Source organism: Amycolatopsis methanolica 239 (genome assembly GCF_000739085.1).
GTDB classification, from domain to species: Bacteria; Actinomycetota; Actinomycetes; order Mycobacteriales; family Pseudonocardiaceae; genus Amycolatopsis_E; species Amycolatopsis_E methanolica.
In genome coordinates, this window is the sequence record NZ_CP009110.1 from 5,252,163 (window position 1) to 5,277,185 (window position 25,023).

The following is a 25,023-nucleotide window of genomic DNA, read 5'->3' on the forward strand; positions in this document are numbered from 1 at the left end:
GCAAACGTTTGAGGCGCTAGCCGTGCGGCTGGTCACACACTAGCCGATCGACTTGGAGCTCCACTTGCCGATCGGCTAGTTTGAGTATCACCTGATCGGATGCCACTCGACTGAATTGGAGCCGAGTACGTGGCCACCCTGCTCTACCGCCTAGCCCGGTTTTCGTTCCGCCGACGCTGGCTCGTCGCGAGCGCCTGGACGGCGGTTCTGCTCGTCCTGGGCGGCGGCGCGCTGACGCTGTCCGGCCAGATGTCGAACTCGGTGACCATCCCGGGCACCGAGGCGCAGCAGGCCATCGACCACCTCAAGGAGAAGTTCCCGCAGGCAGCGGCGGGCAACGCGACCGCGCGCGTGGCGATCGAGGCGCCGGACGGACAGGCGCTCACCGACCCCGCCGCCCGCGCGACCGTCGAGGACCTGGTCGGCAGGATCAAGACCGCGCCCGGTGTCGCGATGGTCGCCGACCCGTACCAGGCCAAGACGATCTCCGCGGACGGCCGCATCGCCATGGCCCAGGTAAGCTACAAAGTCCCGGCCACCGACGTGACCGACAATGACCGCGAAGCGCTCAAATCAGCCGCCGACGCGGCCAAGAGCGCCGGTTTCACCGTCGAATTCGGTGGCGACGCGATCCAGGGCGTGCCCGCCACCGAGGCCACCGAGGGCATCGGCGTGATCGTCGCGGCCGTCGTCCTGGCGATCACCTTCGGCTCGATCGTCGCCGCCGGGCTGCCGCTGCTAACCGCCCTCATCGGCGTCGGTGTCGGCATGGCGGGCGTGATGACCGTGTCCGGGTACGTCGACCTGAACTCCAACACCCCGATCCTCGCGCTGATGCTCGGCCTCGCCGTTGGCATCGACTACGCGTTGTTCATCGTCTCCCGCTACCGGCACGAGCTGGCCGAGGGGCACGATCCGGAACTGGCCGCCGGGCGCGCGGTCGGCACCGCGGGCTCCGCCGTGGTGTTCGCCGGCCTGACGGTGATCATCGCCCTGGTCGGGCTCACCGTCGTGGGCATCCCGATCCTCGGCCAGATGGGCGTCGCGGCCGCCGCGACCGTCGCCATCGCGGTCCTCATCGCCCTCTCCCTGCTGCCCGCGCTGCTCGGCTTCGCCGGCCGCAAGGTCGTCGGCAAGCACGCCCGCCCGAAGCAGAACGGCAAGCCCGCGATGGGCGAGCGCTGGGCCCGGTACGTCGGACGGCATCGCGTCCCGGTGCTGGTGACCGCGGTGGTCGGCCTGCTCGTCGTCGCGATCCCGGCGCTGAGCATGCAGCTCGGCCTGCCCACCGACGCCACCGCCGCGCCCGACTCGACCCAGCGCAAGGCCTACAACCTGATCAGCAAGGGCTTCGGCGAGGGCACCAACGGCCCGCTGATCGTCGTCATCGATTCCGCGAACGCTCCCGACCCGCGCGCGGCCGCCACGGAGGCGACCGACTCGATCTCGCGCCTGCCGGACGTCGCCGCGGTGACCCAGGCGCAGTTCAACACCGACGGCGACACCGCGCTGGTCACCGTGATCCCGAAGAGCGGTCCGAGCAGCGAGGCGACCGAGCAGCTCGTCGCGAGCATCCGCGACCAGTCCGACCGCCTCTCCGGCGCCACCGGCGCGAAGCTGTCGGTGACCGGTCAGACGGCGCTGCAGATCGACGTGTCGGAGAAGCTGGCCGGCGCGATGCTGCCCTACCTCGGCCTCATCGTCGGGCTCGCGTTCCTGTTGCTGATGGTGGTGTTCCGCTCGATCATCGTGCCGCTGAAGGCGACGCTGGGCTTCCTCGGCTCGGTTGTGGCGACCTTCGGCGCGGTGGTCGCGGTGTTCCAGTGGGGCTGGCTCACCGACCTGCTCGGCGTGGACTCGACCGGCCCGATCATGAGCATGCTGCCGATCCTGCTGATCGGCGTGCTGTTCGGCCTCGCGATGGACTACCAGGTGTTCCTGGTGACCCGGATGCGCGAGGACTACGTGCACGGCGCCGACGCCCGCGACGCCGTGGTGAGCGGGTTCAAGCACGGCGCTCGGGTCGTGGTCGCGGCGGCACTGATCATGATCAGCGTGTTCGCCGGGTTCATCGCGGCCGAGCTGTCGCTGATCCAGTCGATCGGGTTCGCGCTGGCGTTCGGCGTCCTGGTGGACGCGTTCGTGGTGCGCATGACGATCGTGCCCGCGGTGATGTCGCTGCTCGGCAAGCACGCGTGGTGGCTGCCGAAGTGGCTGCACCGCGCGCTGCCGAACGTCGACGTGGAGGGCGAGAGCCTCGCCCGGCACCTCAACCAGCGCCGCGAACTGGAAGGCGCGCGGAGCTAGGACACCAGCCAGGCGATAGCGCCGCCGACGGCCAAGAGTGCCGCGACCAGCAACAGCATCGCGAGCACCTTGGCCGTCTTCCACGTGCTGTAGACGCCGCCGACCAGGAAGCCGCCGAGCGCCAGCAGCAGCACGGCGACCAGTTCCTTGCTCACAGGACACCCTTCGTCGACGGGATGCCGCCCGCACGCGGGTCCGGCTCGGTGGCGGCCCGCAGCGCACGCGCGACGGCCTTGTACTGGGCCTCGGCGATGTGGTGCGGGTCGCGGCCGTGGATGACGCGGACGTGCAGCGCGATCTGCGCGTGGAACGACAGCGAGTCGAACACGTGCCGCGTCAGCACGAACGGGTAGTTCCCGCCGATGGTGAACGTGTTGAACTGCTCCGGCTCGCCGACGTGCACGCAGTACGGGCGGCCGGACACGTCGATCGCGGCGTGCGCGAGGGTCTCGTCCATCGGGATCCACGCGTCGCCGAAGCGGCGGATGCCCGACTTGTCGCCCAGCGCCTGGCGGATCGCCTGGCCCAGCACGATCGCGGTGTCCTCGACCGTGTGGTGCGCGTCGATCTCGATGTCCCCGGTCGCGTCGACCTTGAGGTCGAGCGAGCCGTGCACGCCGAACGAGTTGAGCATGTGGTCGTAGAACGGGACCCCGGTGGACACCTCCACCTGCCCGGTGCCGTCCAGGTCGACCACCACGGTGATCGAGGACTCCTTCGTGGTCCGGGAAACCTTGCCGACGCGGCTCACCGCGGGACCTCCTTGCTCGCCGCCAGGAAGGCGTCGTTCTCCTCCGGGGTGCCGACGGTCACCCGCAGGTGGCCCTCGATGCCGACGTCGCGGATCAGCACCCCGTTGTCCACGTAGGCCTGCCAGCTCGCGCGCGCGTCGGCGAAGCGGCCGAACAGGATGAAGTTGGCGTCGCTGGGCACCGGCGTGAAGCCGAGGCCCAGCAGGCCCTCGACGACGCGCTCACGCTCGGCCGCGAGCTTGGCGACCGAGGCCAGCGTCTCGTCCGCGTGTCGCAGCGCAGCCCGCGCGGCCGCCTGCGTCAGCACCGACAGGTGGTAGGGCAGGCGCACCAACTGCAGCGCGTCGATCACCGCCGGGGCGGCCGCGAGGTAGCCGAGCCGCCCGCCGGCGAACGCGAACGCCTTGCTCATCGTGCGCGACACAATCAGCTGCGCCGGGTAGGCCTCGATCAACTCGACGGCGCTGCGCTGCGAGGAGAACTCCGCGTAAGCCTCGTCCACCACGACGATGCCCGGCGCGGCGCGCAGCACCAGCTCCAGCTCGTCGAACGGGATCGAGCCGCCGGTCGGGTTGTTCGGGCTGGTCACGAACACGACGTCGGGCCTGCGCTCGGCGACGATCCGCGCCGCGGCCTCGGTGTCGAGCGTGAAGTCGTCCCGCCGCGGCGTCGCGACCCAGTCGGTGCGGGTGCCCGCCGCGATGATCGGGTGCATCGAGTATGACGGCTCGAAGCCCAGCGCGCTGCGGCCGGGACCGCCGAAGGCCTGCAGGATCTGCTGCAGCACCTCGTTGGACCCGTTGGCGGCCCACAGGTTCCGCTCGGTCAGCGGCACGCCCGTCGCGCCGGACAGGTACGCGGCGAGGTCCTGGCGCAGCGCGATCGCGTCCCGGTCCGGGTAGCGGTGCAGGCCCGCGGCGGCCTCGCGGACGGCCTCGGTGACGTCGTCGACCAGGGCCTGCGGCGGCGGGTACGGGTTTTCGTTCGTGTTGAGCCGGACCGGGACGTCCAGCTGCGGGGCGCCGTAGGGGCTGCGGCCCCGCAGGTCCTCGCGCAGCGGCAGGTCCTCGAGACGGACGTCTTCGGAACTCACTCGGCTCCTCCCGGGAAGCGGGCGGTGACCGCTTCCCCGTGTGCGGGCAGGTCTTCGGCGTTGGCGAGCGCGACGACCTGGCCGGCCACCTCGCGCAGCGCCTCCTCGCTGTAGTCGATGACGTGGATGCCGCGCAGGAAGCTCTGCACGGACAACCCCGACGAGTGACGCGCGTACCCGCCGGTGGGCAGCACGTGGTTCGACCCCGCGCAGTAGTCTCCGAGCGAGACCGGCGCGTACGGGCCGACGAACACCGCGCCGGCGTTGCGCACCCGGGCGGCGACGACCCGCGCGTCGGCCGTCTGGATCTCCAGGTGCTCGGCCGCGTAGGCGTCCACCACCCGCAGACCCTCATCCACAGTGGACACCAAGACGGTGCCGGACTGCTTGCCGCGCAACGCCTCGCCGATGCGCTCGGTGTGCTTGGTCGCGGCGACGCGGCCGGCCAGCTCCCGGTCCACGGCGTCGGCCAGCTCCTCCGACGTGGTGACCAGGACGCTCGCCGCGAGCGGGTCGTGCTCGGCCTGGCTCACCAGGTCGGCCGCCACGTGCACCGGATCGGCCGTCTCGTCGGCCAGGATCGCGATCTCCGTCGGGCCCGCCTCGGAGTCGATGCCGATCAGGCCGCGCAGCAGGCGCTTGGCCGCGGTCAGGTAGATGTTGCCGGGGCCGGTGACCAGGTCGACCGGGACCAGCTCGGCGCCGTCGGTGTCGGTGCCGCCGTGGGCCATCAGCGCCACGGCCTGCGCGCCGCCGACCGCCCACACCTCGTCCACGCCCAGCAGCGCCGCGGCGGCCAGGATCGTCGGGTGCGGCCTGCCGCCGAACTCGGCCTGCGGCGGCGAGCACAGCACCAGTGAGCCGACGCCCGCGACCTGCGCCGGGACGACGTTCATCACCACGCTCGACGGGTACACCGCGAGACCGCCGGGGGCGTACAGGCCGACGCGCTCGACCGGCACCCAGCGCTCGGTGACCGTGCCGCCGTCGGCGACCGTCGTGGTCACGTCGGCCCGCCGCTGGTCGGCGTGCACCTTGCGGGCGCGCTCGATGGCCTCCTCCAGCGCGGCGCGCACCGCCGGGTCCAGCGTGGTCAGCGCGGCCTCGATCTCCGCGCGCGGCACGCGGACGCTCGCCGGGCGCACGCGGTCGAACCGCTCCGTGTATTCCAGGACCGCCTCGACCCCGCGCTCGCGGACCGCCTCGACCACCGGGCGGACCTGATGCAGCGCCGCGTCCACGTCGATCTCGGCACGCGGGAGCGTGGCTCGGAGTTCGGTGGCGGACAGCACGCGTCCACGCAGGTCGATGCGGTTCAACATGGGTCTAGGGTACGAGTTGGAACGTTGACGACGACCAGGGAGGTAGCCCGTGCTCCGGATCGGCTTGTGCCAGCTCACATCGAGTGCCGAGCCCGCGGAGAACCTCGCCCCGATCCGCGAGGGCGTGGCGCGCGCGGCAGGTGAGGGAGCGCGGGTCGTGGTGTTCCCGGAGGCGGCGATGGCGCGGTTCGGGGTGCCGCTCGGGCCGGTCGCCGAACCGCTCGACGGGCCGTGGGCCAAGTCGGTCGCCGCGATCGCCGACGAGCACGGCGTGCTGGTGGTGGCCGGGATGTTCACCCCGCACGAGGACGGCCGGGTGCGCAACACCCTGCTCATCACCGGGCTCGGGCACCACACCGGCTACGACAAGATCCACCTCTACGACGCGTTCGGCTTCCGCGAGTCCGACACGGTCGCGCCCGGCGCCTCGCCGGTGACCGTCGAGGTCGACGGCGTCACGCTGGGCTTCGCGACCTGCTACGACGTGCGGTTCCCGGAGCTGTTCCGGGCGCTGGCCGACCGGGGCGCGTCCGCGGTCGTGCTGCCGACGTCGTGGGGCGCGGGCGAGGGCAAGCGCGACCAGTGGGATGTGCTGGTGCGGGCGCGGGCGCTCGACTCCGGCTGCTGGGTGCTGGGCTGCGGCCAGGCCGACCCGGTGGCGTCGGGCGTCGAGGTGAACCCGAAGGCGCCGACCGGCATCGGGTACTCGACGGTGGCGGACGGGTTCGGGCGCGTGCACGCGCAGCTCGGCGCGGGGCCCGAGTCGGTCGTCGTGGACATCGACCCGGAGGTCGCGGAGAAGGCCCGCAACGCGACGGGAGCGCTGGCGAACCGGCGGCTCTGAGCCGGGTCAGGCCATACCCTCTTCGATGGCCAGCCGGGTCAGTTCCGGGCGCCGGCGGCGGCCCGTCTTGTCGCGGATCCGGTCCAGGTAGGAACGGACGGTGCGGACGCTGATCGACATCGCCTCGGCGATGTCGGCGTCCCGCTCCCCCGCGGCGACCAGCGACAGCACCTGCCGTTCGCGGTCGGACAACACGCTCTTCACCCCGGCGCGCGGGCGCGTCGAGTCGAGCAGGAACGACGCCAGCGTCGGCGACACGTAGGAGTTGCCCGCGGCGATCTCGCGGATCGCGTGCAGGATGTCGTCGCCGTCAGCGTCCTTCGACAGGTACCCCCGCGCGCCCGCGGAGATCGCGCCGAGCACCTCGTCCTGGCCGGCGTGCGCGGACACCACCAGCACCTTGTGCCCCATCCGCACGACCTCCTGCACCGCCTGGGAGTCGGTCACGCCACGCAACTTGAGGTCCAGCACGACGACGCACCCGGCCGGTTCCTGGTTGCTCGCGAACGCGGCGACCGACTCCGCTACCGGACCCAGCTCGATGTCCCTCGCCTCGGAGAGCACGTTCGCGACCGCGTAGCGGTACAGCGGGTGGTCCTCGATCACGCCGACCCGGATGGGCCCGCTCTCCCTCGCGGCCATGGGACCTCACTCCCTGTGGGCATTTTTCCCGGCAGCGAAGACCGGTTCCCCGTCTATTCTGTACCAGGATCAAGGAGAAGCGAGTTGACCGCTGCCGACGCGGGGGTCTCCGCCGGTGGCGGGACCGCACCCGAAGCACCCCGGCCCCGCCGGTTCACCGTGGCGCCGTTCGTGCTGCCCATCGGTTTCGCCCAGATCGCGGTCTGGGAGTCCGCACTGGTCGCGACGCTGCTGGCGGTGCACGGCGTGCTGCCCGCGAAGCTCGTCGTGACCGTGCTGGCGGTGCTGGTGGTCGTGTCCACGTCCGTCCGGTTCGCGGGACGGCACCTGGCAGGCTGGGCGCTCACCTGGGTGTCCTACCGGCTGCTGCAGCACGACGAACGCCGCCAGGCCGCCGACCCGCTGCGCGTGCTCGCCCACGACTTCCGGCTGCGGCAGCACGTCGACCGCGCGGGTAACCGGTTCGGGGTCGCCGGGGTCGGCGACGGCTGGACCACGGTGATCCGGCTGCGCGAGGGCGTGGAGCCGGACGTGGCGAAGGTGCTGGACCTGCTGCGCGCCGCGTGCGACAACCCGGAGATCCCGCTGGCAGGCGCCCAGTTGCTCGTGCGGACGAGCTTCGGCGAGCGGACGTACCTGGTCGCGGTGCGGTACCGGGCGAGCGAGGCGCCGCTGGCGGCGCTGGCCCGCGGCGATGGTGAGGCGGGCGAGCTGCGGGCGACGACCCGCGCGGCGCTGGCGTTGATGGGCGCGCTCGCGAAGGCCGGGTACGGCAGCACGCTGCTGGAGGCGGGCGAGCTGGCGACGGAGCTGCGCGCCACCCTCGGCGCGGACGCCCCGGCGCCGGTGGCGGACGGCTGGCGGTCGTGGTCGGCGGGCGGGACCGCTCAGGCCGGCTTCGTCCCGTTGACGCGTGAGGACGTTCCCGTGCTGCTGACGTCGACGGCTCGCGGCGCGGCGCTGACGGTCGGCTCATTCACGTTGCGCCGCAACCGCTTCGGGCGGCTCACGGAGGAGGTCACGCTGCGGCTGGTGCGCTACGCCGGGACGCGGCGCCCGCCCCGGACCCGCGACCTGGACGTGCCGGTCGTGCCGCTGTACGGCAGGCACGCCGCCGCGGTGCGGCGCACGCTGCCGCTCGCGTTGCCGGGCTGAGTCACGCCATCAGCGGCGTCGGGTCGGCGAAGATGTCCGCCAGGACACCGGTGCACGCCGCGACGGCCTGGACGTCCGGGCCGAACCTCGTCACCGTCACCAGGTCGGTGCCGGGCAGCGCGGTCGTCGCCGCGAAGGCGTGCAGCAGGGTCGCCAGGTGCTCCGGCGCGTCGGTGATGTTCTGGCCGCCGAGGACGACCTGGTCCGGGTTGACGACGTCGCGCAGGATGGCGACCGCCCGGCCCATCGTCGCGGCGCGTTCGGCCAGCGCGCCCCGGTCGGTCTGGTCGTTGACCGTCGCTTCGAGGCAGCCGGTCCGGCCGCACGGGCACCGCACGTCGCCGCCGACCGGCAGGTGCGCGACCGACCCGGCCTGGCCGGGGCCGCGGTGCAGCACGCCGTTGACGACAAGCGCCGCGCCGACGACCTGGCGGGCGTAGAAGTAGAGCAGGCTCGGGTACTGCTTGCCCTCGCCGAACAGGAGCTCGGCGTGCGCCATCGCGGGCACGTGGCCGTCGACGTGCACCGGCAGCCCCGTCCCGCGCGACAGCACCGCCTGCGCGGGGGCGCGGTGCCAGCCGAGCCGGTCGTGGGTGATCAAGCCGCGGGCGATGTCGACCTGACCGCCGGTGGCGAGGCCGAGCCCGGCGACCCGCCGCTCCCGCCAGCGCCGCAGGAACGCGCGGACCTTCGCGGCGAGGAACGCCAGCCCGTCCTCGGCGCTGCCCCGCGGGGTCGGGATCTTCTCGCTGCCGACGAGCCGACCCCGCAGGTCGACGATGCCGAACGTGGTGGTGCGGACGCCGATGTGCACCCCGCACGCGGCGAGCACGGTGTCGTCGATGTCGACCGGCACCCTGGGCCGTCCGACGGCGCCGGCGCGGGCCAGGTCCGGCACGTCCCGCACCAGCCGGGCCTCGGCGAGCGCGGCGACCTGACGGCTGACCGTCGGCATGCTCAGCGATGTGAGCTCGGCGATCGCGGCCCGCGACAGCGGGCCTTCCCGCCTGATCGCGCCGAGCACCGCGGCGGCGTTCGACACTGCTCACCCCCCAGGACTTCGTTCCACCGTGCACGAAAGTAGCCGACCGCGTCAAAACGGCCCGCGATGCGGGACGGTGGCAGACTCCGGGGGGTGAGCACGCGCCCGTACGTCCTCGCCTCGGCGGCGGTTTCCCTGGACGGCTACCTCGACGACACCAGCGACCGGCGGCTCCTGCTGTCCAACGAGGAGGACTTCGCGCGGGTCGACGACGTGCGCGCCGGGGTGGACGCGATCCTGGTCGGGGCGGGCACGATCCGCACCGACAACCCGCGGCTGCTGGTCCGCTCCGGGCGCGGCAACCCGGCGAAGGTCACGATCACCGGGAGCGGCGACCTCGACCCGTCGGCAAACTTCTTCACCACCGGCGACGTCGAGAAGCTGGTCTACACCCCGGCCGCGGCGGTGCCGAAGGTGCGGGAGCGGCTGGGCGCGGTGGCGACCGTGGTCGACGGCGGGGACCCGCTCGACCTGTGGCACGTGCTGGCGGACCTGGCCGGCCGCGGGATCGAGCGGCTGATGGTCGAGGGCGGCGGCGCGATCCACACGATGTTCCTCACCGCGGGCGTGGTGGACGAACTGCAACTCGCGGTCGCGCCGGTGTTCGTGGGCGAGGCGGCCGCGCCGCGGTTCGTCGGACCCGGCCGGTTCCCGCCGGGACGGCTGCAGCTGACCGAGACGCGCCGCATCGGGGACGTCGTGTTCATGCGGTACCACCTGGGGCAGGCGGCGCGGGACCACCGCAGGCTGCGGGAGGCGATCGAGCTGGCGGAGAAGTGCCCGCCGTCGACGACGTTCCGGGTCGGCGCGATCGTGGTGAACGCCGCCGACGAGGTGCTGGCCACCGGGTACTCGGGCGAGACCGACCCGCACGACCACGCGGAAGAGGTGGCGATCGCCAAACTGGGCGACGCGGACCTCACCGGCGCGACGATCTACTCATCGCTGGAGCCGTGCAGCTCGCGCGCGTCGCGGGCGGTGTCCTGCACGCAGCACATCCTGAACGCCGGCATCCCGCGAGTGGTGTTCGCCTGGCGCGAGCCGAACCTGTTCGTGGACTGCGTGGGAGCGGAAACGCTGCGCGCGGCGGGCCGCGAGGTGCGCGAACTGCCCGACCTGTCAGCCCTCGTCAAGGCGACGAACGCGCACCTGCCCCTCGGGGACTAGCACCGGGTGGGCGTCGAGGTCCCGAACCGCTAACGCGGCACCCACAACGTCACCCGCGTGCCGTGGCCTGGCTTGGAGTCGATTCGGCACCAGCCGCCGGCCTCGGTGAGGCGCGCTTTCATCGACGAGCTCACGCCGAAGCCCGCCGGGCGCGCGTCCTCGTCGTAGCCGACTCCGTGGTCGCGGATCACCACCGCGATCCCGCCGTCGTGCTCGGCGAGGCGCATCACGACCTCCCGGGTGCCCGCGTGCTTCAGCGTGTTGCGCAACGCCTCGCGCGCCGCGTCGCGGACTGCTGCTCGGCGGGCCTCCGTCAGGGTGTCGTCGGCCAGGTCGGACAGCGCCAGCTGCGCCCGCAGCCCCTCCCGCGCCATCTCGGTCGCCAGCCCGGTCAGCTCCCCCGCGAGCCCCTGACCGCCACCGCCCGGCGTGCCCAGCCCCCGCCGCAGCTCGGCCGCCTGCGCCCGCGCCTGCGCGCGCACCCGGTCCAGCTCGGCGGCCGGATCCCCGGCGCGGTGCATCGCCATCGCTTCGAGCGCCTGCAGCACCGTGTCGTGCAGCGCCCGCTCCGTGCGCGCCCGCTCCCCGGCCACCCCGAGCCGCATCCCGATCGCCAGCGCCAAGCGCGTCGCCACCCCGAGCAGCACGAGTGTCCCGGCCGCGGTCACCACGGCGACGAGCATCGTCCCGGTCCCGCTGACCAGCGGCGGCACCCACATCGACAGCTGCCCGCCGAGCGCCAGCAACCCCACCTGGAACGGCACCCCGAGCACCACCAGCGCGAGCCCGGCAGGCACGCCGCGGCACATCGTCCACAACCCGACCGTCCCGGTCAGGTTCAGGAACGGCACCCACGCGGCAGCCCAGTACAACTCCGCCGGAGCCGTCGCGCTGACCGCCACGCCCGCCGCGACCGCGAAAACCAGATCAGCCGCCAGCAGCAACGCCGTCGTGCGCCCGCTGCGGTCCGGCACGCGCAGCACCCACATCAGCCCGGTCAGGTTCGCCAGCACGCCGACCCAGGCGACCACCGTCGCCGAGAGCACGAAACCGTGCGCGGCCACCAGCCACACCCAGGCGATCGGCAGCACCCCAATCCGGTAGACCAGCGGCAGCAGCACCGCGTACCGGGTCGCGCGCACCATCAGCGACGAGCGCGGCCCGTCGGTGCTGCTCGCCGCGACGGCGCCCATCCGCCTGAGCGCGGACACCGGCTCCGGATCGTCGATCTCCGCCGGCAGCTCGCCCGGCGTGGACGCCAGCACCCCCGCCCCCTTGCGCAGCAAGGTGAGCAGGAAGTTGGCAGCCATGCCCGTTCCTTCCTCCCCCGGCCCCAGTCATAGCAAGCCGGGGGAGGCCGGAACAAGGTTCAGCGGAGATCCATCCCGAGGTCGAGCGCGGGCGAGGAGTGGGTCAGCGCGCCGACCGCCAGGTAGTCCACGCCGGTCTCGGCGTAGGCCCGCGCGTTCGCCAGCTTCAGCCCGCCGGAGGCCTCCAGCCGCGTCTTCGGCGACACCTCGTCCTTGCGGCGCACGGCTTCCGCGCACTGCCCTGGCGTGAAGTTGTCCAGCAGGACCTCGTCGGCGCCCGCCGCCAGTGCCTCGTCGAGCTGGTCGAGCGTGTCGACCTCGACCTCGCACGGCAGCGCCGGCGCGTGCTCCCTGGCCGCCGCCAGCGCGGCGGTGACCGAACCGGCGGCCACCACGTGGTTGTCCTTGATCAGCACCGCGTCGCCGAGGCCCATCCGGTGGTTGACGCCGCCACCGCACCGCACCGCGTACTTCTCCAGCAGCCGCAGGCCGGGCAGCGTCTTGCGGGAGTCGCGGATCGCGCAGCTCGTGCCGTCCACAGCGGACACCCACGCGGCCGTCGCGGTCGCCACGCCGGACAGGTGGCACAGCAGGTTCAGCGCCGTGCGCTCCGCGGTGAGCAGCCCGCGCACCGGTCCGCGGACGACGAGCGCGGGCTTGCCCGCGACGAGCCGGGTGCCGTCCTCGCCGCGGTCTAGCACCTCGTATCCGGAGCCGAGCACCGCGTCGAACACCAGCAGCGCCACCGGCACCCCGGCGAGCGTGCCGTCCACGCGTGGGGTGATCTCCGCGACCGCGGTCGCCGTCTCCGGGACCGTGGCGGCGGTGGTCGCGTCCGGACCGTACCGCAGGTCCTCCGCCAGCGCGGTCTCCACGACGTGGCGGGCGTCCTCCCGGTCCAGGTTCATGCCACTTCCTCCGTGCACACGGGGTCGGCCAGCACCGGCTGCCCCGACGGGTTCAGCCGGATCAGCTGACTGCGCTGCCACGCCACGTCGTCCCGGCCGGGGTGGTCGGCGCGGACGTGGCAGCCGCGCGATTCCGTGCGGCGCGCGGCCGCGGCCAGCAACGCCTGCGCCACCAAGGTGAGCGACGCGTTCTCGACGTCAGCGTGGGTCCGCGGTGGACCGTCCGAAGTCGACAGGTCGAGTACCGCACCGGCCACGGCCAGCCCCTCGGCGTCCCGCCCGATCGCGGCGTACCGGCTCATCGCGCGCTGCAGCGCGTCCCGCTCAGCCATCCGCAGCCGCCCCCACGCGGGTGCCGACGCCTGCTTCGGGTCGGCCAGCAGCCCGGCGGCGAGGTCGGCGGCCACCGCCTCGGCGGCGGCGCGCCCGGTGACCAGCCCTTCCAGCAGGCTGTTGGACGCCAGCCGGTTCGCGCCGTGCAACCCGGTCCGCGCCACCTCGCCGGCGGCGTAGAGGCCGGCGACACCGGTGCGGCCGTCGGTGCCCGCGGCGATCCCGCCGCAGGCGAAGTGCGCCGCCGGGGTCACCGGAATCGGATCACGCGCCGGGTCGACGCCGATCGCCCGGCAGGCCGCGAAGACCGTCGGGAACCGCTTGGCGAACCCGGGCACGCCGGTCGCGTCGAGGAACACGTGGTCGTCGATCCCACCGGGCGCCGAAGCGAGCCGCCGCGTGATCGCGCCGGACACGACGTCGCGCGGCGCCAGGTCGCCCAGCGGGTGCACGCCCTGCATGACGGACGCCCCCGCGCCGTCGACGAGCACCGCGCCCTCGCCGCGCACGGCCTCGGTCACGAGCGGGCACCGGCCGCGGGCTCCCGGCGTGTACAGCACGGTGGGGTGGAACTGCACGAACTCCAGGTCCGCGGCCACCGCACCGGCCCGCAACCCGAGCGCGACGCCGTCACCGGTGGCGATCTCCGGGTTCGACGTGGCCTGGTAGAGCTGGCCCATGCCACCGGTCGCGAGCAGCACCGCGGGCGCGCGCAGCACACCCGGCCGCCCCTCCGGGTCGAGCACGGTCACCCCGGCGACGTCGCCACGCGGCGTGCGCAGCGCGTCGACCGCGATGTGCCGCTCCAGCACCGGCAGCCGACGGCCGGTGGCCTCGGCGACGAGCGTCCGCTCGACCTCGGCCCCGGTCGCGTCACCGCCGGCGTGGATCACGCGGAACGCGCTGTGCCCGCCTTCACGGGTGCGGGCGAGCAGGCCGGAGGCGCCGGGGTCGAACCGCGCGCCCGCCGACCGCAGCCAGGACACGGCGCGGGGGCCGTCGGCGAGGATCGCCCCCACCGCATCCGGGTCGCACAGCCCGGCCCCGGCGGTCAGCGTGTCGTCGACGTGCCGTGCGACCGAGTCGCCCTCGTCGTGCTGGTCCTCCATGACCACGGCGACGCCGCCCTGCGCCCACCGGGTGTTGCCGTCCTCGACCGCCGCCTTGGTCACGACCAGCACTCGCAGACCGAGCTCTTGCGCGCGGATCGCCGCGGTCAGCCCGGCGACGCCGGTGCCGAGCACGACCAGATCCGCGCGAGCCTCCCAGCAGGCGGTTTTCGTCTGCTCGTCGATAACCGGGCCGGTCATTCGCCGCCGCCGGGCTGCCCGATCTCGATCATCCGCTGCACCGAGGCGCGCGCCCTGGCCGCGGTCTCCGGGTCGACGCGCACCTCGTCGGCGCCGTCGCGCAGCGCGCGCAGCAGGGCGGCCGGGGTGATCATCTTCATGTATGCGCACGACGCCCGGTCGTTCACCGCGCGGAAGTCGATACCCGGCGCGGCCTTGCGCAGCTGGTGCAGCATGCCCACCTCGGTGGCCACCAGCACCGACTTCGCCTTGGTCGCGCGGGCCTCCTGCACCATGTCCCCAGTGGACAGGATCTTCACCTTGTCCGCGGGCACCGCACCCTCGCCCGCCAGGTAGAGGGCCGAGGTGGCGCAACCGCACTCGGGGTGGATGAACAGGTCCGCGTCCGGGTGTTCGGCCGCGCGCTGCGCCAGCTCCGGGCCGTTGATCCCGGCGTGGACGTGGCACTCGCCGGCCCAGATGTGCATGTTCTCGCGCCCGGTCTTGCGCTTGACATGCGCGCCGAGGAACTGGTCCGGGCCGAACAGGACCTCGCGGTCGGCCGGGATCGAGGTCACCACGTCGACCGCGTTGGACGACGTGCAACAGATGTCCGTCTCCGCCTTGACCTCGGCGGTGGTGTTCACATAGGCCACCACGACCGCGCCGGGGTGCTGCGCCTTCCACTCGCGCAGCTGGGCGCCGGTGATGGAGTCGGCGAGCGAGCAGCCGGCGCGGGCGTCGGGGATCAGCACCGTCTTGTCCGGCGACAGGATCTTCGCGGTCTCGGCCATGAAGTGCACGCCGCAGAACACGATGGTCGACGCGTCGCTGGCGGCGGCGATCCGCGACAGCGCGAGGGAGTCCCCCGTGTGGTCGGCGATGTCCTGGATCGCCGGAGCCTGGTAGTTGTGCGCCAGCAGCACGGCATCCCGCTCGCGCGCCAGCTTGCGCACCTCTTCCACCCATGCCTCGTCCGGCTCCACGCCCCCGTACGGGGTCAGGTCCACAGTCGCTGCAGTCATCGGCCCTCCTGGACCAGTCGCTGGTTTTCGCCTTACAATCGAAAACCGTGCGGAGTCATATTAACAGCAGCGCCCCCCTGGCACACGAGGTTTTGGCAGCGGTATTGCAGGTGCGTTGCGCCACACTGCAGGTCCTGCTGTGGCGCCGCGCGCTGGATCCGCACGTCGGGCGCTGGTCGCTGCCCGGCGGACGGCTACGGCCGGACGAGGACGTGGAGACCTCGATCCGCCGCCAGCTCGCGGAGAAGGTCGACGTCCGGCAGCTGAGCCACGTCGAGCAGCTGGCGGTGTTCAGCGCGCCGGACCGCGTCCCGGGGCCGCGCGTGGTCGCCACGGCGTTCCTCGGGCTGGTCCCCTCCGACGTCGATCCCGAGGTCCCGGAGGACACGCGCTGGCACGCGGTGGACGATCTGCCGCGCACCGCGTTCGACCACCGCGACATCGTGTTGCGCGCCCGCGACCGCCTGCGCTCCAAGCTGTCCTACACCAATGTCGGCTTCGCGCTCGCGCCACGCGAGTTCACCATCTCGGCCCTGCGCGAGCTGTACTCGGCCGCCCTGGGTTACAAGGTCGACGCGACGAACCTGCAGCGCGTGCTGGCCCGGCGCGGCCTGCTCTCGCCCACCGGGCACACGGCCGCGCCGGGGCGCAGCGGGGGACGGCCGGCCGCGTTGTTCTCCTTCACCGGGAAAGGCATCCAGGTGACGGACCCGTTCGCGGTGTTCCGCCCGCCCCCCAAACGACGTTGAGCGAGAACCACCGGATCGACGTACCGTGTAGCCGTGGATGCGGAGCGGCAGGAAAGAACGACAGAGACCATTCCCCTGTTCCCTCTGCAAACCGTCCTGCTGCCCGACGCGACGCTGCCCCTGCACCTGTTCGAGCCGCGCTACCGGCAGCTCGCGGTCGACCTGCTGACCGGCACGGTGCCCGACCGCCGGTTCGGGATCGTCGCGATCCGGACCTCCGCCGTGCGCGAGGTCGAGCACCTCGACCACGTGCACCCCATCGGCTGCACCGCGCTGCTCGGCGAGAGCGAGCGGCTGCCCGACGGCCGGTTCGACATCATCACCCGCGGCGAGCGCCGCTTCCGCGTGCTGGACATCGACAACAGTCGCGCGCCCTACCTCGTCGGCACCGTCGAATGGGTCGACGACGCCCCGCTGCCGCCTGCCGCCGGACGGGCGGTCGGCGGCCTGCGCGACGCGGCCCTGTCCGCGCACGCGGCGTACTGCGACGCGGCCTGGCACCGCGACTCGTGGGCGACGCCGGAATCGGAAACCGGGCCGGGCGCGTTGTCGTACCTGCTGGCCGCCGACTGCCTGCTACCGCTGGCCGACCGGCAGCAACTGCTCGAAGAGACCCAGCCGCTGCGCCGGCTGCGAATGGTCAGCCGGATGCTGCGGCGGGAGGCCGGCTTCCTGTCGAAGCTGCGCGCCGTGCCCGCTCCTCCGCCCGAGCTGATCCAGCTCGGCCTGCCCGCCAGCCTGAACTGAGACGCTGCCCACAACGTTTTCACGGGCGAGCGGGAACAACGATCTCCCTGGTACCGTTGGACCTTCGGCGCTGGCAACAGCCCCTGCCACCAGCCCGCCGGATCAAGGTGATTGATCCGAGCCCGGCGTGGCAACCCAGATACCGCAGCGAGAAAAACCAGATGGGCCCTGACGCGTGCCTGTCACCCTTGCTGGTGCCTGGAGCGCCAGCTGAGAAACGAAACGCATGGAAGGAGGCGGCACGCCATGAGCCGCGACGTGATCGACTGGCGTACTCGTGCCGCCTGCCGGGACGAGGACCCTGAGCTGTTCTTCCCCGTGTCCGAAATGGGCCCGGGCGCCCGGCAGGTCGCACGGGCCAAGGCGGTGTGCGCAAGCTGTCCGGTGCGCGCCGAATGCCTGGCCTACGCACTGGACTCCGGTCTGGACAACGGCATCTTCGGCGGGACCACCGAGCAGGAGCGGCGGAGCCTGATCCGCTCCCGCCGGCGCGCCGAGGCGGCCTGAGACAAGCCGAACGGCCGGGACCCCGAGGACGGGGTCCCGGCCGTTTCGCGTTTCTAGCCCAGCCTGCGGCCGAGGTCGTCGCGGCCGTTCCAGCCGGCGAGCAGGCCGTAGACCAGCGCGGTGCCGAGTGGCTGGGCCACCAGGACCCACAACGACTCGATGCGCGGCGCCCGCTCGATCACGTCGCCGACCGCGGGCGTGGTCGTGACCGCGTACGCGCTGTTGGCGAAGGCCACGCCCATCTGGACGCCGAGCCAGGCCGCGAGCAGGCCGCCGAGCACCGCGGCGATCAGCACCACGGGCCCGCGCCGCTCGCGCAGCATCCACACCGCGACCCCGGTGACCACACCCAGGCCGAGGCCCAGCAACGCGTAGATCGCGAGGTCGTCGAAGCGGTGCCAGCTCTCCAGCTGCAGCGGGACCAGCTGGCCGCCGTCGAACACGCGCACCCGTTCGGGCGGGGCGAGCAGCGACCAGAGCCAGCCGAGCGGGATGCCGAGCACACCGATCAGCGACAGCAGGCTGACCGCGGGCAGCAGGTCGGCCTTCACGACCACCCGCGGCCGGGGTGGCCGCCGGTGAAACAGCACAGCGGACAGCTCCGGACCGGGTGCTCCCGGCCTGGCCTGCACCGGCGACGAGTCGGCCACCGCACCTCTTTCCGTTGCCGCTTGATCCGCCGCACCGAGATTAGCCGGTCCCCCCACCCGTGTACGCACCGTGTCGGCCGCGTCGCCGATCCAGTCGGCCGGGTTCACCCGGAGAACGCGGGTCAGGACTGGGTGTTCAGGCCCTTCTCGAACCGCTCGGCGTCGAAGTCGCCGCCGAACCACGGCGACAGCCCGGCGCGCGCCGCCTCCAGGAAGGCGTCGGGGTCCAGCGCGCCCGCACCCTCGGCGAGGGCGCCGAGCAGGGGCGATCCGGCGGCCACCGGCAGGTCGGACACGTTGCACCGGGCGGCCAGGTCCGGCCGTGCGGGCCAGGACCCGATGACGACACCGAGCACGTTGAGGCCGCGCGCTGTCGCGACCTCGGCCGTCAGGGCCGTGGCGTTGAGGGTGCCGAGCCCGGCCTCGGCGACCACCAGCAGCGGTGCGGACAGCGACCACGCGACGTCGGCCAGCGTGGCGCCGTCGGCGTCGAAACGGACCAGCAGTCCCCCGGCGCCCTCGACCAGCACGAGGTCGTGCGTCTCGGCCAGCTCGCTCGCCGCGCCCGCGGCCTCGGCCGGCCCGACCGGCGCGATGCCGCTGCGCCGCGCCGCGACGTCCGGGGCAAGCGGGTCCGGGTAACGGCGCAGCTCGCGGGCGGTGACGTCCCCGGCGAGGCGGGTGACCTCGTCGATGTCGCCGGGCTCGTCCGGGGCGACCCCGGTCTGAGCGGGTTTCAGCACGGCCACCCGGCGGCCCTCGGCGCGCGCGAGCGCGGCGAGGGCCGCGGTCACCGCGGTCTTGCCGACGCCGGTTCCGGTCCCGGTCACCACCAGCACGCTCACGGGATCCGACACTAATACCGGCGCCGGCCGGCCGGCTTTCCGGTGTGTGGCTACCCGGTGACCATCGGGTTGCTCTCCGCGGTCCCGGTCACGACGCTGTCGGCCGAGACGAAGGCGTTCGCCTTCGGGTCGTACAGGTGGACGCGGGCGGCGCCGACCTCGAAGTACATCCCCACCAGGTCGACCTCGCCGCGGGCCTCGGCGGCCGCGACCGTCGGATACTCCCGCAGCCGGTCCAGCTGCTGCAGGATGTTGTGCAGCGCCAGCTGGTCGGCCTCGGACCCGGGCAGCGAGTCGCCGATCCGGATCGGCGCCTGCGTCTTCGCCCGCTCCAGGCTCGGCTCGGCGTGCCGGAGCCAGGACTCCAGCGCGGGCGCGCCTGCCGGCACGCCGCCAAGCAGCGCCTTCATCGCGCCGCACGACGAGTGGCCGCACACCACGATCTCGCGCACCTTGAGCACCCCGACCGCGAACTCGACCGCGGCGCCGATGGACGCGTCCGAACCCGCCGCGCACGTCGCGTGGTCGGGCACCAGGTTGCCGATGTTGCGCACGGTGAACAGGTCGCCAGGACCGCTGCTGGTGATCAGGTTCGGCACGATCCGCGCGTCGCCGCAGGTGATGAACAGCGTCTCCGGGTTCTGCGTGTCGGCCAGCCTGCCCAGGATCGGGCGGACCAGCTGGGACGTGCGCCGCTCGAACTCGACCATGCCGCGCCGCATCGAGCTCTCCCGCGGCTGCCGCTGCTCCGGGACCTCGACCGGCTCCTCCTGCCGGGCCCGCTGCCAGTCCGACCAGGGGGCGAACCAGCGCGGCGCGATCCGCTGGGCCTTGGCCTTGTGCACGGTCGGCTCGCCTGCCTTGCCCCGCTCGAACCAGGGGTGCCCGATCTCGTCCACGATCACCTGGCCGCCCGCCTCCTCGTGGGAGTGTTGCCAGGCCGAGAGCGTGTCGAACGCCGCGTGGTCGAGGTAGTCCACGACGAGTTCGAGGGTCACCGTCGCGCCGCGCGGGATGGTGCCCAGTACCGAGGTCAGGCGCGGGATCGAGAGCGCGGACAACGCCCCCTCGACGACGACGCGCCACTTGTCGCCGTCGCGTTCGGCGTGGATGCCGGACCACAGGAGGCGGCGGAGCATGATCAGCGCGGCCGCGGCGACACCGATCAGCACACCGGTGAGCAGGTCGATGGCCACGACGCCGAGCAGCGTGATCAGGTAGACCGGCAGGTCGCCGTGCCGCAGCACCTGCTTGATGTGGTTGAGGTTGACCAGCTTCGCGCCGACGTGCACCAGCAGGCCGGCGAGCGCGGCGAGCGGGATGTTGCGCAGCAGCCCGGCCAGCACGGCGACGAACAGCAGAACCCAGACGCCGTGCAGGACGGCCGAAACGCGGGTGCGGGCGCCGGTCTGCACGTTGGTCGAGCTCCGCACGATCACGCCGGTGACCGGCAGGCCGCCGAGCGCGCCCGAGGTCATGTTGGCCGCGCCCTGGCCGAGCAGCTCACGGTTGAGGTTCGCGCGCGGGCCGGTGTGCATCTTGTCGACGGCCACGGCGGAGAGCAGGCTCTCGACGCTCGCGACCAGCGCGATGGTGACGACGGCGACGCCGAAGTCGAACCAGCCGGTGTCCGGGAAGTCCGGCGCGAAACTGATGTCGAGCACGTTCGCCGGGATGTCGACGCGCGGCACTTCCAGGCCGGCGACCAGCGAGAACACGGTGACCGCGACGATGGCGGCGAGCGGGCCGGGCACCTTCCGCACCGCGGCGGGGAGCTTGCCCCACACGAGCAGGACGCCGAGGGTGAGCAGGCCGATCAGGGTGGCGGGCCCGTGCGGGTCGAGGATCTGCGCCGGCAGCTGGAGCAGGTTGTCGATCGGCGAGCTCTGCGCGGTGCCACCCAGCACGATGTGCAGCTGGGCCAGGACGATCGTGACCCCGATGCCGGCCAGCATGCCGTGCACGATGGCCGGGGACAGGGCCAGCGCGGCCCGCGCGATCCGGCTCAGGCCGAGCAGGATCTGCAGCGCGCCTGCCAGGACGGTGATGGCGCAGGTGGCGGCCCAGCCGAACTCGTTGATGGTCTCCGCCATGATCACCGTCAGGCCCGCGGCGGGGCCGCTGACCTGCAGCGGCGCCCCGCCGAGCACGCCGGCCACGATGCCGCCGACGATCGCGGCGATCAGGCCGGCGACGATCGGCGCGCCGGAGGCCAGCGCGATGCCCAGCGACAGCGGGATCGCGACGAGGAAGACGACCAGCGAGGCCGGCACGTCGTGGCGGAGGTTGTCCAGCGCGGACCGCCACGAGCGGGGCGGAGCGTGCTCACGCTCCTGGGCAGAGTTGTCAATCATTCACGCCTCCGGTGCGGAAGTGCCCGAACATGGGGATGAACCAAGGGGAGACCGGCCCCAGTGACGGCCTGTAGCACCAGAGATACCGAAAAACGCCCGGGATGTCCGGTATGCAAAGAAATTCTCACGTTTTGTTCACAAAGTGTCATGACTGATGAGTAACGGCGTATTGACGCGAGGCCATCAGTGCGCGTGACACAGGTCACCAAGCGGCGCGACGATAGACACGAAACGTGACAGACAGTGCGCGAGAGCGGACCGAGCGCTACTGGTCACACTGGATTGGGTGAATTATTCACGGTGGTAGGTATTAGCGCTTCGGGCCACCCTCGCGACTGGTCCCCAGCGCCACCCGACGCCGTCCGCACGCAGACGCCGCACCGCGGCGCAGGCGGCGCGGGATGACCGGGGGTGAGCGCGCCACCCGGTACAGCCACGTCCGGGGTCCCCCGTCCCCGTGAGCCGGCCCTACCCGGACAACTGCCGCCGCGAGACCGCCGCGTGCGCCATGCGGCGCAGGGCCGCGAACAAGGCGTCGCCGAGGACGGTACCGACCACCGCACCCTCGACGACCGCCTCGGTGGCGCCCAGCCGGGCCACCGTCGTCACGTCGCGCTCGGCGACCGAGGCCGCCGCCTCGGCGTAGCAGTCGAGCTCCTCCAGTACCCACTCGTGCCCGACCTCCCGGAGCGCGCACAGCACACCGACCAGCGACTCGACCACCGGCGATCCGGGGTGCACCTCCCAGTCCCGCTGCCGGGCCACCTCCTCGATCCGGCTCAGCGCCCAGGCCCGGTCGTCGGCCGTCACCTCCAGCTTCGCCATCGGCAGGCCGTGCTGGGCCAACCCGAGGATGTCGTGCGTCGAGGTGGCGGGGTCGTCGATCGCGGTCAGTACCTCGCCCACCGCGGCCACGGACAACCCGCCGATCTCCAGCAGGGCACGAACCAGCTTCAGCCGCCGCACGTGGGCGGGCCCGTAGCGGGCCTGGTTGGGGCTGGTCAGCTCGCCGGGCGGGAGCAGGCCTTCGCGCTGGTAGTACTTGATCGTCGCGACCGGGACGCCCGACTCCCGGCTCAGCTCCGCCATGCGCATCCGGCGTTCCTCCCTCTGGACACAGCGTCATGGGTAGAGTAGCTTCCCATTTAAGATAGTACAGCTATCCATTCTGGAGGCGAGGAGAATGACCACCCTGTCCCTGCGCTCGCCCATCACCCGCCGGGCCGTACTGCACTACGCCGAGATGTGGATCGCCATGGGCCTTGGCATGGCGGTCCTCGGGCCACTCGTCCGGCTGGGTTTCGACGCGGCGGGCTGGTCGGCGGTCGTGGACCGCACCGACTGGCGGGCGATGATCATGGCGACCGAGATGGCCCTGCCGATGGCCGCCTGGATGCGGGTACGCCGGCACAGCCGGCGCTCGGTGTTCGAGATGACCGTGTGGATGTACGTGCCGTTCGTGGTGCTGCTCGTGCCGTACTGGACCGGCGCCATCTCCGGCGGCGCGCTGATGGGCATCGGGCACGCCCTGATGGGCGTGGCCATGGCGGTAGTCGTCTACCGCCAGCGCCACGACCACCACTGACGTCTCAGCGGACCACCACCGGCAAGGTGTTCAGGCCGTGCACGAGCGTGCTCTCCCGCCAGCGGAGCTCGCCCGGGTCGCCGTCGAGCTCGATCGCCGGGAAGCGGTCGAAGAGGCGGCCGAGCGCCACCTCCGCTTCCAGCCGGGCGAGCGGCGCCCCGACGCAGTAGTGGATGCCGTGGCCGAAGGCCAGGTGACCACCCGCCGGACGGGTGACGTCCAGGCGGTCCGGCTCCGGGAACCGCTCGCCGTCGCGGTTGGCGCCCACCAGCGAGACCATCACGAACTCGTTCGCCGGGATCTCGACGTCGCCGATCGGCACCGGTTCCACCGAGAACCGCAGGGTCGCGATGTTGATCGGCCCCTCGAACCGCAGGAACTCCTCGACCGCGCCGGGCAGCAGCGAAGGGTCGGCGCGCAGGGCCGCGAGCTGGTCCGGGTGCCGCAGCAGCGCCAGCACGCTGTTGCCGATCAGGTTGACCGTGGTCTCGTGCCCGGCGACGAGCAGCAGGAACGCCATCGCGACCAGCTCTTCCGGCGACAGCTGGTCACCCTCGTCCGATACGTGCACCAGGTCGGACAGCAGGTCCTGGGTCGGCGCCGCGCGCTTGGCGGCGACCAGCGCGGTGAGGTAACCGGCCATCGAGCGGGCCGCGTCGTGGAAGTCGTCCGCGGGCCCGGAGTTGAGCAGCGTGTTCGACCACTCGCGGAAGTCGCCGCGCTCCTCCTCGGGGATGCCCAGCAGCTCGCAGATCACCGTGATCGGCAGCGGGTAGGCGAACGCGTCCAGCAGGTCCACCCGGCCGCGCGCGGCAACCGAGTCCAGCAGCTCGTCGGTGATCTGCTCGATGCGCGGTCGCAGGCGGGCGACGGTGCGCGCGGTGAAGGCCTTGTTGACCAGCTTGCGCAGCCGCGTGTGGTCCGGCGGGTCGTTGTTGAGCATGTGGTGGCGCAGCAGGCTGCCCGACGGGTCGTCGCCGTCCGTCCCCCCGGTCGCCGTCAGGCGCGTCTCGAACAGCTCCTGCGCCCGCTTGGCGTCCTTGCTCAGCCGCGGGTCCGCCAGCAGCGCCTTGGCCTCCGCGTATCCCGAGACCAGCCAGACCCGCAACCCGCGGGGCATGATCGCGGGCCGGACCGGGCCCTCCTCGCGCAGCGCGCGGTAGAGGGCGTGCGGGTCCTGGATGACGTCGTCGTCGAGCTCGATCGGTTCGTCCACCACGCGCATTTCGTGGTCCTCCCAGTGGCGTTCGTGCTCCGGCAACTCGTCAACGGGCCACGGGCGCGATTGGTGCCCGGCTCACCGTGCGGCGAGGGCGTCGGCGACCCGGTCCACCACCCCCTTCCAGTACTCCCGCTGCGTGGCGCGCTCCTCGGCGCCGGCGAGCCACTCCTGGTGGAAGCGGACGACCGTCCTGTTGCCCGACGGCGAAACCGTCACCTGCACCGTCGAGTCGTGGTCCCAGTCCTTGGGCCGCCAAGTCAGCCGGATGCGGTCCAGCTCGCGGAAACTGCGGACCTCGCCCGCCGTTCCGCCTGCCGTCTCGAAGCGCTCCCCCTTGCCACCGGGCACGCCTGCGCCTGGGCCGAGCCAGATCTCGGCGCCGGCCCTGCTGGTGAGGAACTCCCAGACGGTGGCGGCCGGGTGCGGCAGCGTCCGCGAGACGCCGACCTGCCAGCCCGCGTCGGCTGTCCTGCCCACTTCCTTGGTCATGGGCTCATGATGGCAGGAGGCACCGACAATTCCGGCCCCGTCATGGGGCACGATGGGAAATCGTGCGGTATCGGCCCATCACCTTCGAACACCTCGCCGGGGAACTGGCCGAGCGGGTCCTCGTGCTGGACGCGCCGTGGGTGCGGATCGCCGTGGACGGCCCGGCGGGCACCGCGGCACTCGCCGACGCGCTGGTGGACCCGCTGCGGGTGGGCGGCCGCGCGGTGCAGCGGGTGTCCACTGTGGATTTCCTGCGGCCTGCGTCGCTGCGGTTCGAGTACGGCAGGGAGAACCCGGACTCCCGCTACTGGTCCTGGCTGGACGAGAGCGCGTTGCGCCGCGAAGTGCTCGATCCGCTGGGGCGCAATGGAAGCGGCGAGGTGCTGCCCGCGCTGTGGGACTCGGCTCGCGACCGCGCCACGCGGTCGGCGCGGGTGCCGCTGCCCGCGCCGGGCGTGCTTGTCGTGGACGGCGAGATGCTCCTCGGACGTGGCCTGCCGTTCGAACTGACCGTGCACCTGCAGCTGTCCGCGGGAGCGTTGCGGCGGCGCCTGCCCGGAGACGAGCAGTGGGCGCTGCCCGCGTTCGAGCGGTACGAGGAGGAGGTGCGGCCCGCGGAGATCGCCGACGTGGTGGTGCGCGCCGACGACCCGCGGCACCCGGCGGTGCTGGAGCGGGCCGCGTGA

General features: G+C 72.7%; 25 protein-coding genes. 9 read left to right on the top strand and 16 right to left on the bottom strand.

Annotation, left to right across the window (positions count from 1 at the left end; genetic code table 11):
* Window positions 1-129 precede the first annotated feature (129 nt).
* Window positions 130-2,307 (top strand): MMPL family transporter, encoded by a 2,178-nt coding sequence (locus AMETH_RS25530; RefSeq protein WP_017984023.1) that lies wholly within the window; start codon window positions 130-132, stop codon window positions 2,305-2,307.
* Here the strand turns inward: AMETH_RS25530 and AMETH_RS38825 are convergent.
* The 4 genes from AMETH_RS38825 to hisD are packed head-to-tail and all read right to left on the bottom strand — an operon-like array spanning window position 2,304 to window position 5,474.
* Window positions 2,304-2,462 (bottom strand): hypothetical protein, encoded by a 159-nt coding sequence (locus tag AMETH_RS38825; protein WP_017984024.1) that lies wholly within the window; start codon window positions 2,460-2,462, stop codon window positions 2,304-2,306. The genes AMETH_RS25530 and AMETH_RS38825 overlap by 4 nt on opposite strands.
* On the bottom strand, window positions 2,459-3,058 hold the full coding sequence (gene hisB, locus AMETH_RS25535; protein WP_017984025.1) for an imidazoleglycerol-phosphate dehydratase HisB: 600 nt from the start codon (window positions 3,056-3,058) through the stop codon (window positions 2,459-2,461). The genes AMETH_RS38825 and hisB overlap by 4 nt, the downstream gene beginning before the upstream one ends.
* Complete coding sequence (locus AMETH_RS25540; protein WP_017984026.1) at window positions 3,055-4,152, bottom strand: histidinol-phosphate transaminase; 1,098 nt, start codon at window positions 4,150-4,152, stop codon at window positions 3,055-3,057. Before AMETH_RS25540 ends, hisB begins: the two co-directional genes overlap by 4 nt.
* Complete coding sequence (gene hisD, locus AMETH_RS25545) at window positions 4,149-5,474, bottom strand: histidinol dehydrogenase (RefSeq protein ID WP_017984027.1); 1,326 nt, start codon at window positions 5,472-5,474, stop codon at window positions 4,149-4,151. Before hisD ends, AMETH_RS25540 begins: the two co-directional genes overlap by 4 nt.
* A gap of 49 nt (window positions 5,475-5,523) precedes the next feature.
* Here hisD and AMETH_RS25550 point away from each other — a divergent pair, with 49 nt between their 5' ends.
* On the top strand, window positions 5,524-6,318 hold the full coding sequence (locus AMETH_RS25550; protein WP_017984028.1) for a carbon-nitrogen hydrolase family protein: 795 nt from the start codon (window positions 5,524-5,526) through the stop codon (window positions 6,316-6,318).
* Window positions 6,319-6,324: 6 nt separating this feature from the next.
* On the opposite strand, the gene AMETH_RS25555 is transcribed toward AMETH_RS25550, so the two are convergent.
* A complete protein-coding gene (locus tag AMETH_RS25555; protein WP_017984029.1) occupies window positions 6,325-6,960 on the bottom strand; it encodes a LuxR C-terminal-related transcriptional regulator in 636 nt (211 codons plus the stop codon).
* A gap of 84 nt (window positions 6,961-7,044) precedes the next feature.
* Between AMETH_RS25555 and AMETH_RS25560 the strand changes: the two genes are divergently transcribed.
* Window positions 7,045-8,115, top strand: coding sequence for a type VII secretion protein EccE (locus tag AMETH_RS25560; protein ID WP_017984030.1), 1,071 nt, complete (start codon window positions 7,045-7,047; stop codon window positions 8,113-8,115).
* Window position 8,116: 1 nt separating this feature from the next.
* Here AMETH_RS25560 and AMETH_RS25565 read toward each other — a convergent pair whose 3' ends face one another.
* Window positions 8,117-9,157 (bottom strand): ROK family transcriptional regulator, encoded by a 1,041-nt coding sequence (locus AMETH_RS25565; protein WP_017984031.1) that lies wholly within the window; start codon window positions 9,155-9,157, stop codon window positions 8,117-8,119.
* Window positions 9,158-9,250: 93 nt separating this feature from the next.
* On the opposite strand from AMETH_RS25565, the gene AMETH_RS25570 reads away from it, so the two are divergent.
* Entirely contained in the window at window positions 9,251-10,324 is a 1,074-nt protein-coding gene (locus AMETH_RS25570; protein ID WP_020486722.1) for a dihydrofolate reductase family protein, read from the top strand.
* Window positions 10,325-10,353: 29 nt separating this feature from the next.
* Here the strand turns inward: AMETH_RS25570 and AMETH_RS25575 are convergent, their stop codons facing one another.
* The 4 genes from AMETH_RS25575 to nadA are packed head-to-tail and all read right to left on the bottom strand — an operon-like array spanning window position 10,354 to window position 15,189.
* Window positions 10,354-11,634: a sensor histidine kinase gene (locus tag AMETH_RS25575; protein WP_017984033.1), complete on the bottom strand. Its 1,281-nt coding sequence runs from the start codon at window positions 11,632-11,634 to the stop codon at window positions 10,354-10,356.
* A 59-nt stretch (window positions 11,635-11,693) separates the two neighbouring features.
* Window positions 11,694-12,542, bottom strand: a complete 849-nt coding sequence (nadC, locus tag AMETH_RS25580) for a carboxylating nicotinate-nucleotide diphosphorylase (protein ID WP_017984034.1) — start codon at window positions 12,540-12,542, stop codon at window positions 11,694-11,696.
* Window positions 12,539-14,185, bottom strand: coding sequence for an L-aspartate oxidase (locus tag AMETH_RS25585; protein WP_081924794.1), 1,647 nt, complete (start codon window positions 14,183-14,185; stop codon window positions 12,539-12,541). Before AMETH_RS25585 ends, nadC begins: the two co-directional genes overlap by 4 nt.
* Window positions 14,182-15,189: a quinolinate synthase NadA gene (gene nadA / locus AMETH_RS25590; RefSeq protein WP_026153359.1), complete on the bottom strand. Its 1,008-nt coding sequence runs from the start codon at window positions 15,187-15,189 to the stop codon at window positions 14,182-14,184. The genes AMETH_RS25585 and nadA overlap by 4 nt, the downstream gene beginning before the upstream one ends.
* A gap of 110 nt (window positions 15,190-15,299) precedes the next feature.
* Between nadA and AMETH_RS25595 the strand changes: the two genes are divergently transcribed.
* The 3 genes from AMETH_RS25595 to AMETH_RS25605 all read left to right on the top strand — a co-directional run bounded on the left by AMETH_RS25595 (window position 15,300) and on the right by AMETH_RS25605 (window position 17,192).
* A complete protein-coding gene (locus AMETH_RS25595) occupies window positions 15,300-15,938 on the top strand; it encodes an NUDIX hydrolase (RefSeq protein WP_026153360.1) in 639 nt (212 codons plus the stop codon).
* 33 nt (window positions 15,939-15,971) lie between these two features.
* On the top strand, window positions 15,972-16,685 hold the full coding sequence (locus tag AMETH_RS25600) for an LON peptidase substrate-binding domain-containing protein (RefSeq protein WP_017984037.1): 714 nt from the start codon (window positions 15,972-15,974) through the stop codon (window positions 16,683-16,685).
* 246 nt (window positions 16,686-16,931) lie between these two features.
* Entirely contained in the window at window positions 16,932-17,192 is a 261-nt protein-coding gene (locus AMETH_RS25605) for a WhiB family transcriptional regulator (protein ID WP_017984038.1), read from the top strand.
* A 53-nt stretch (window positions 17,193-17,245) separates the two neighbouring features.
* On the opposite strand, the gene AMETH_RS25610 is transcribed toward AMETH_RS25605, so the two are convergent.
* The 4 genes from AMETH_RS25610 to AMETH_RS25625 form a co-directional block, all read right to left on the bottom strand.
* On the bottom strand, window positions 17,246-17,842 hold the full coding sequence (locus AMETH_RS25610) for a DUF2567 domain-containing protein (protein WP_017984039.1): 597 nt from the start codon (window positions 17,840-17,842) through the stop codon (window positions 17,246-17,248).
* 122 nt (window positions 17,843-17,964) lie between these two features.
* Window positions 17,965-18,687 (bottom strand): dethiobiotin synthase, encoded by a 723-nt coding sequence (gene bioD, locus AMETH_RS25615; RefSeq protein ID WP_038533461.1) that lies wholly within the window; start codon window positions 18,685-18,687, stop codon window positions 17,965-17,967.
* A 50-nt stretch (window positions 18,688-18,737) separates the two neighbouring features.
* Complete coding sequence (locus AMETH_RS25620) at window positions 18,738-21,041, bottom strand: SulP family inorganic anion transporter (RefSeq protein ID WP_017984041.1); 2,304 nt, start codon at window positions 21,039-21,041, stop codon at window positions 18,738-18,740.
* Window positions 21,042-21,509: 468 nt separating this feature from the next.
* Window positions 21,510-22,136: a MerR family transcriptional regulator gene (locus AMETH_RS25625; protein WP_017984042.1), complete on the bottom strand. Its 627-nt coding sequence runs from the start codon at window positions 22,134-22,136 to the stop codon at window positions 21,510-21,512.
* An 88-nt stretch (window positions 22,137-22,224) separates the two neighbouring features.
* Here AMETH_RS25625 and AMETH_RS25630 point away from each other — a divergent pair, with 88 nt between their 5' ends.
* Window positions 22,225-22,626 carry a hypothetical protein gene (locus AMETH_RS25630; protein WP_017984043.1) on the top strand — a complete coding sequence of 134 codons (402 nt, stop codon included), beginning with the start codon at window positions 22,225-22,227 and terminating at the stop codon, window positions 22,624-22,626.
* A gap of 4 nt (window positions 22,627-22,630) precedes the next feature.
* On the opposite strand, the gene AMETH_RS25635 is transcribed toward AMETH_RS25630, so the two are convergent.
* Both AMETH_RS25635 and AMETH_RS25640 read right to left on the bottom strand, forming a co-directional pair.
* A complete protein-coding gene (locus AMETH_RS25635) occupies window positions 22,631-23,851 on the bottom strand; it encodes a cytochrome P450 family protein (RefSeq protein ID WP_017984044.1) in 1,221 nt (406 codons plus the stop codon).
* A gap of 72 nt (window positions 23,852-23,923) precedes the next feature.
* Window positions 23,924-24,337, bottom strand: a complete 414-nt coding sequence (locus AMETH_RS25640; RefSeq protein WP_017984045.1) for an SRPBCC family protein — start codon at window positions 24,335-24,337, stop codon at window positions 23,924-23,926.
* A 62-nt stretch (window positions 24,338-24,399) separates the two neighbouring features.
* Between AMETH_RS25640 and AMETH_RS25645 the strand changes: the two genes are divergently transcribed.
* On the top strand, window positions 24,400-25,023 hold the full coding sequence (locus tag AMETH_RS25645; protein WP_017984046.1) for a nucleoside/nucleotide kinase family protein: 624 nt from the start codon (window positions 24,400-24,402) through the stop codon (window positions 25,021-25,023).

Coding starts and splice junctions, on each gene's coding strand:
- hisD (WP_017984027.1), bottom strand. CDS start 5,474: ATGTTGAACCGCATCGACCTGCGTGGACGCGTGCTGTCCGCCACCGAA.
- AMETH_RS25555 (WP_017984029.1), bottom strand. CDS start 6,960: ATGGCCGCGAGGGAGAGCGGGCCCATCCGGGTCGGCGTGATCGAGGAC.
- AMETH_RS25575 (WP_017984033.1), bottom strand. CDS start 11,634: ATGGCTGCCAACTTCCTGCTCACCTTGCTGCGCAAGGGGGCGGGGGTG.
- nadC (WP_017984034.1), bottom strand. CDS start 12,542: ATGAACCTGGACCGGGAGGACGCCCGCCACGTCGTGGAGACCGCGCTG.
- AMETH_RS25585 (WP_081924794.1), bottom strand. CDS start 14,185: ATGACCGGCCCGGTTATCGACGAGCAGACGAAAACCGCCTGCTGGGAG.
- nadA (WP_026153359.1), bottom strand. CDS start 15,189: ATGACTGCAGCGACTGTGGACCTGACCCCGTACGGGGGCGTGGAGCCG.
- AMETH_RS25605 (WP_017984038.1), top strand. CDS start 16,932: ATGAGCCGCGACGTGATCGACTGGCGTACTCGTGCCGCCTGCCGGGAC.
- AMETH_RS25620 (WP_017984041.1), bottom strand. CDS start 21,041: ATGATTGACAACTCTGCCCAGGAGCGTGAGCACGCTCCGCCCCGCTCG.
- AMETH_RS25625 (WP_017984042.1), bottom strand. CDS start 22,136: ATGCGCATGGCGGAGCTGAGCCGGGAGTCGGGCGTCCCGGTCGCGACG.
- AMETH_RS25630 (WP_017984043.1), top strand. CDS start 22,225: ATGACCACCCTGTCCCTGCGCTCGCCCATCACCCGCCGGGCCGTACTG.
- AMETH_RS25635 (WP_017984044.1), bottom strand. CDS start 23,851: ATGCGCGTGGTGGACGAACCGATCGAGCTCGACGACGACGTCATCCAG.
- AMETH_RS25640 (WP_017984045.1), bottom strand. CDS start 24,337: ATGACCAAGGAAGTGGGCAGGACAGCCGACGCGGGCTGGCAGGTCGGC.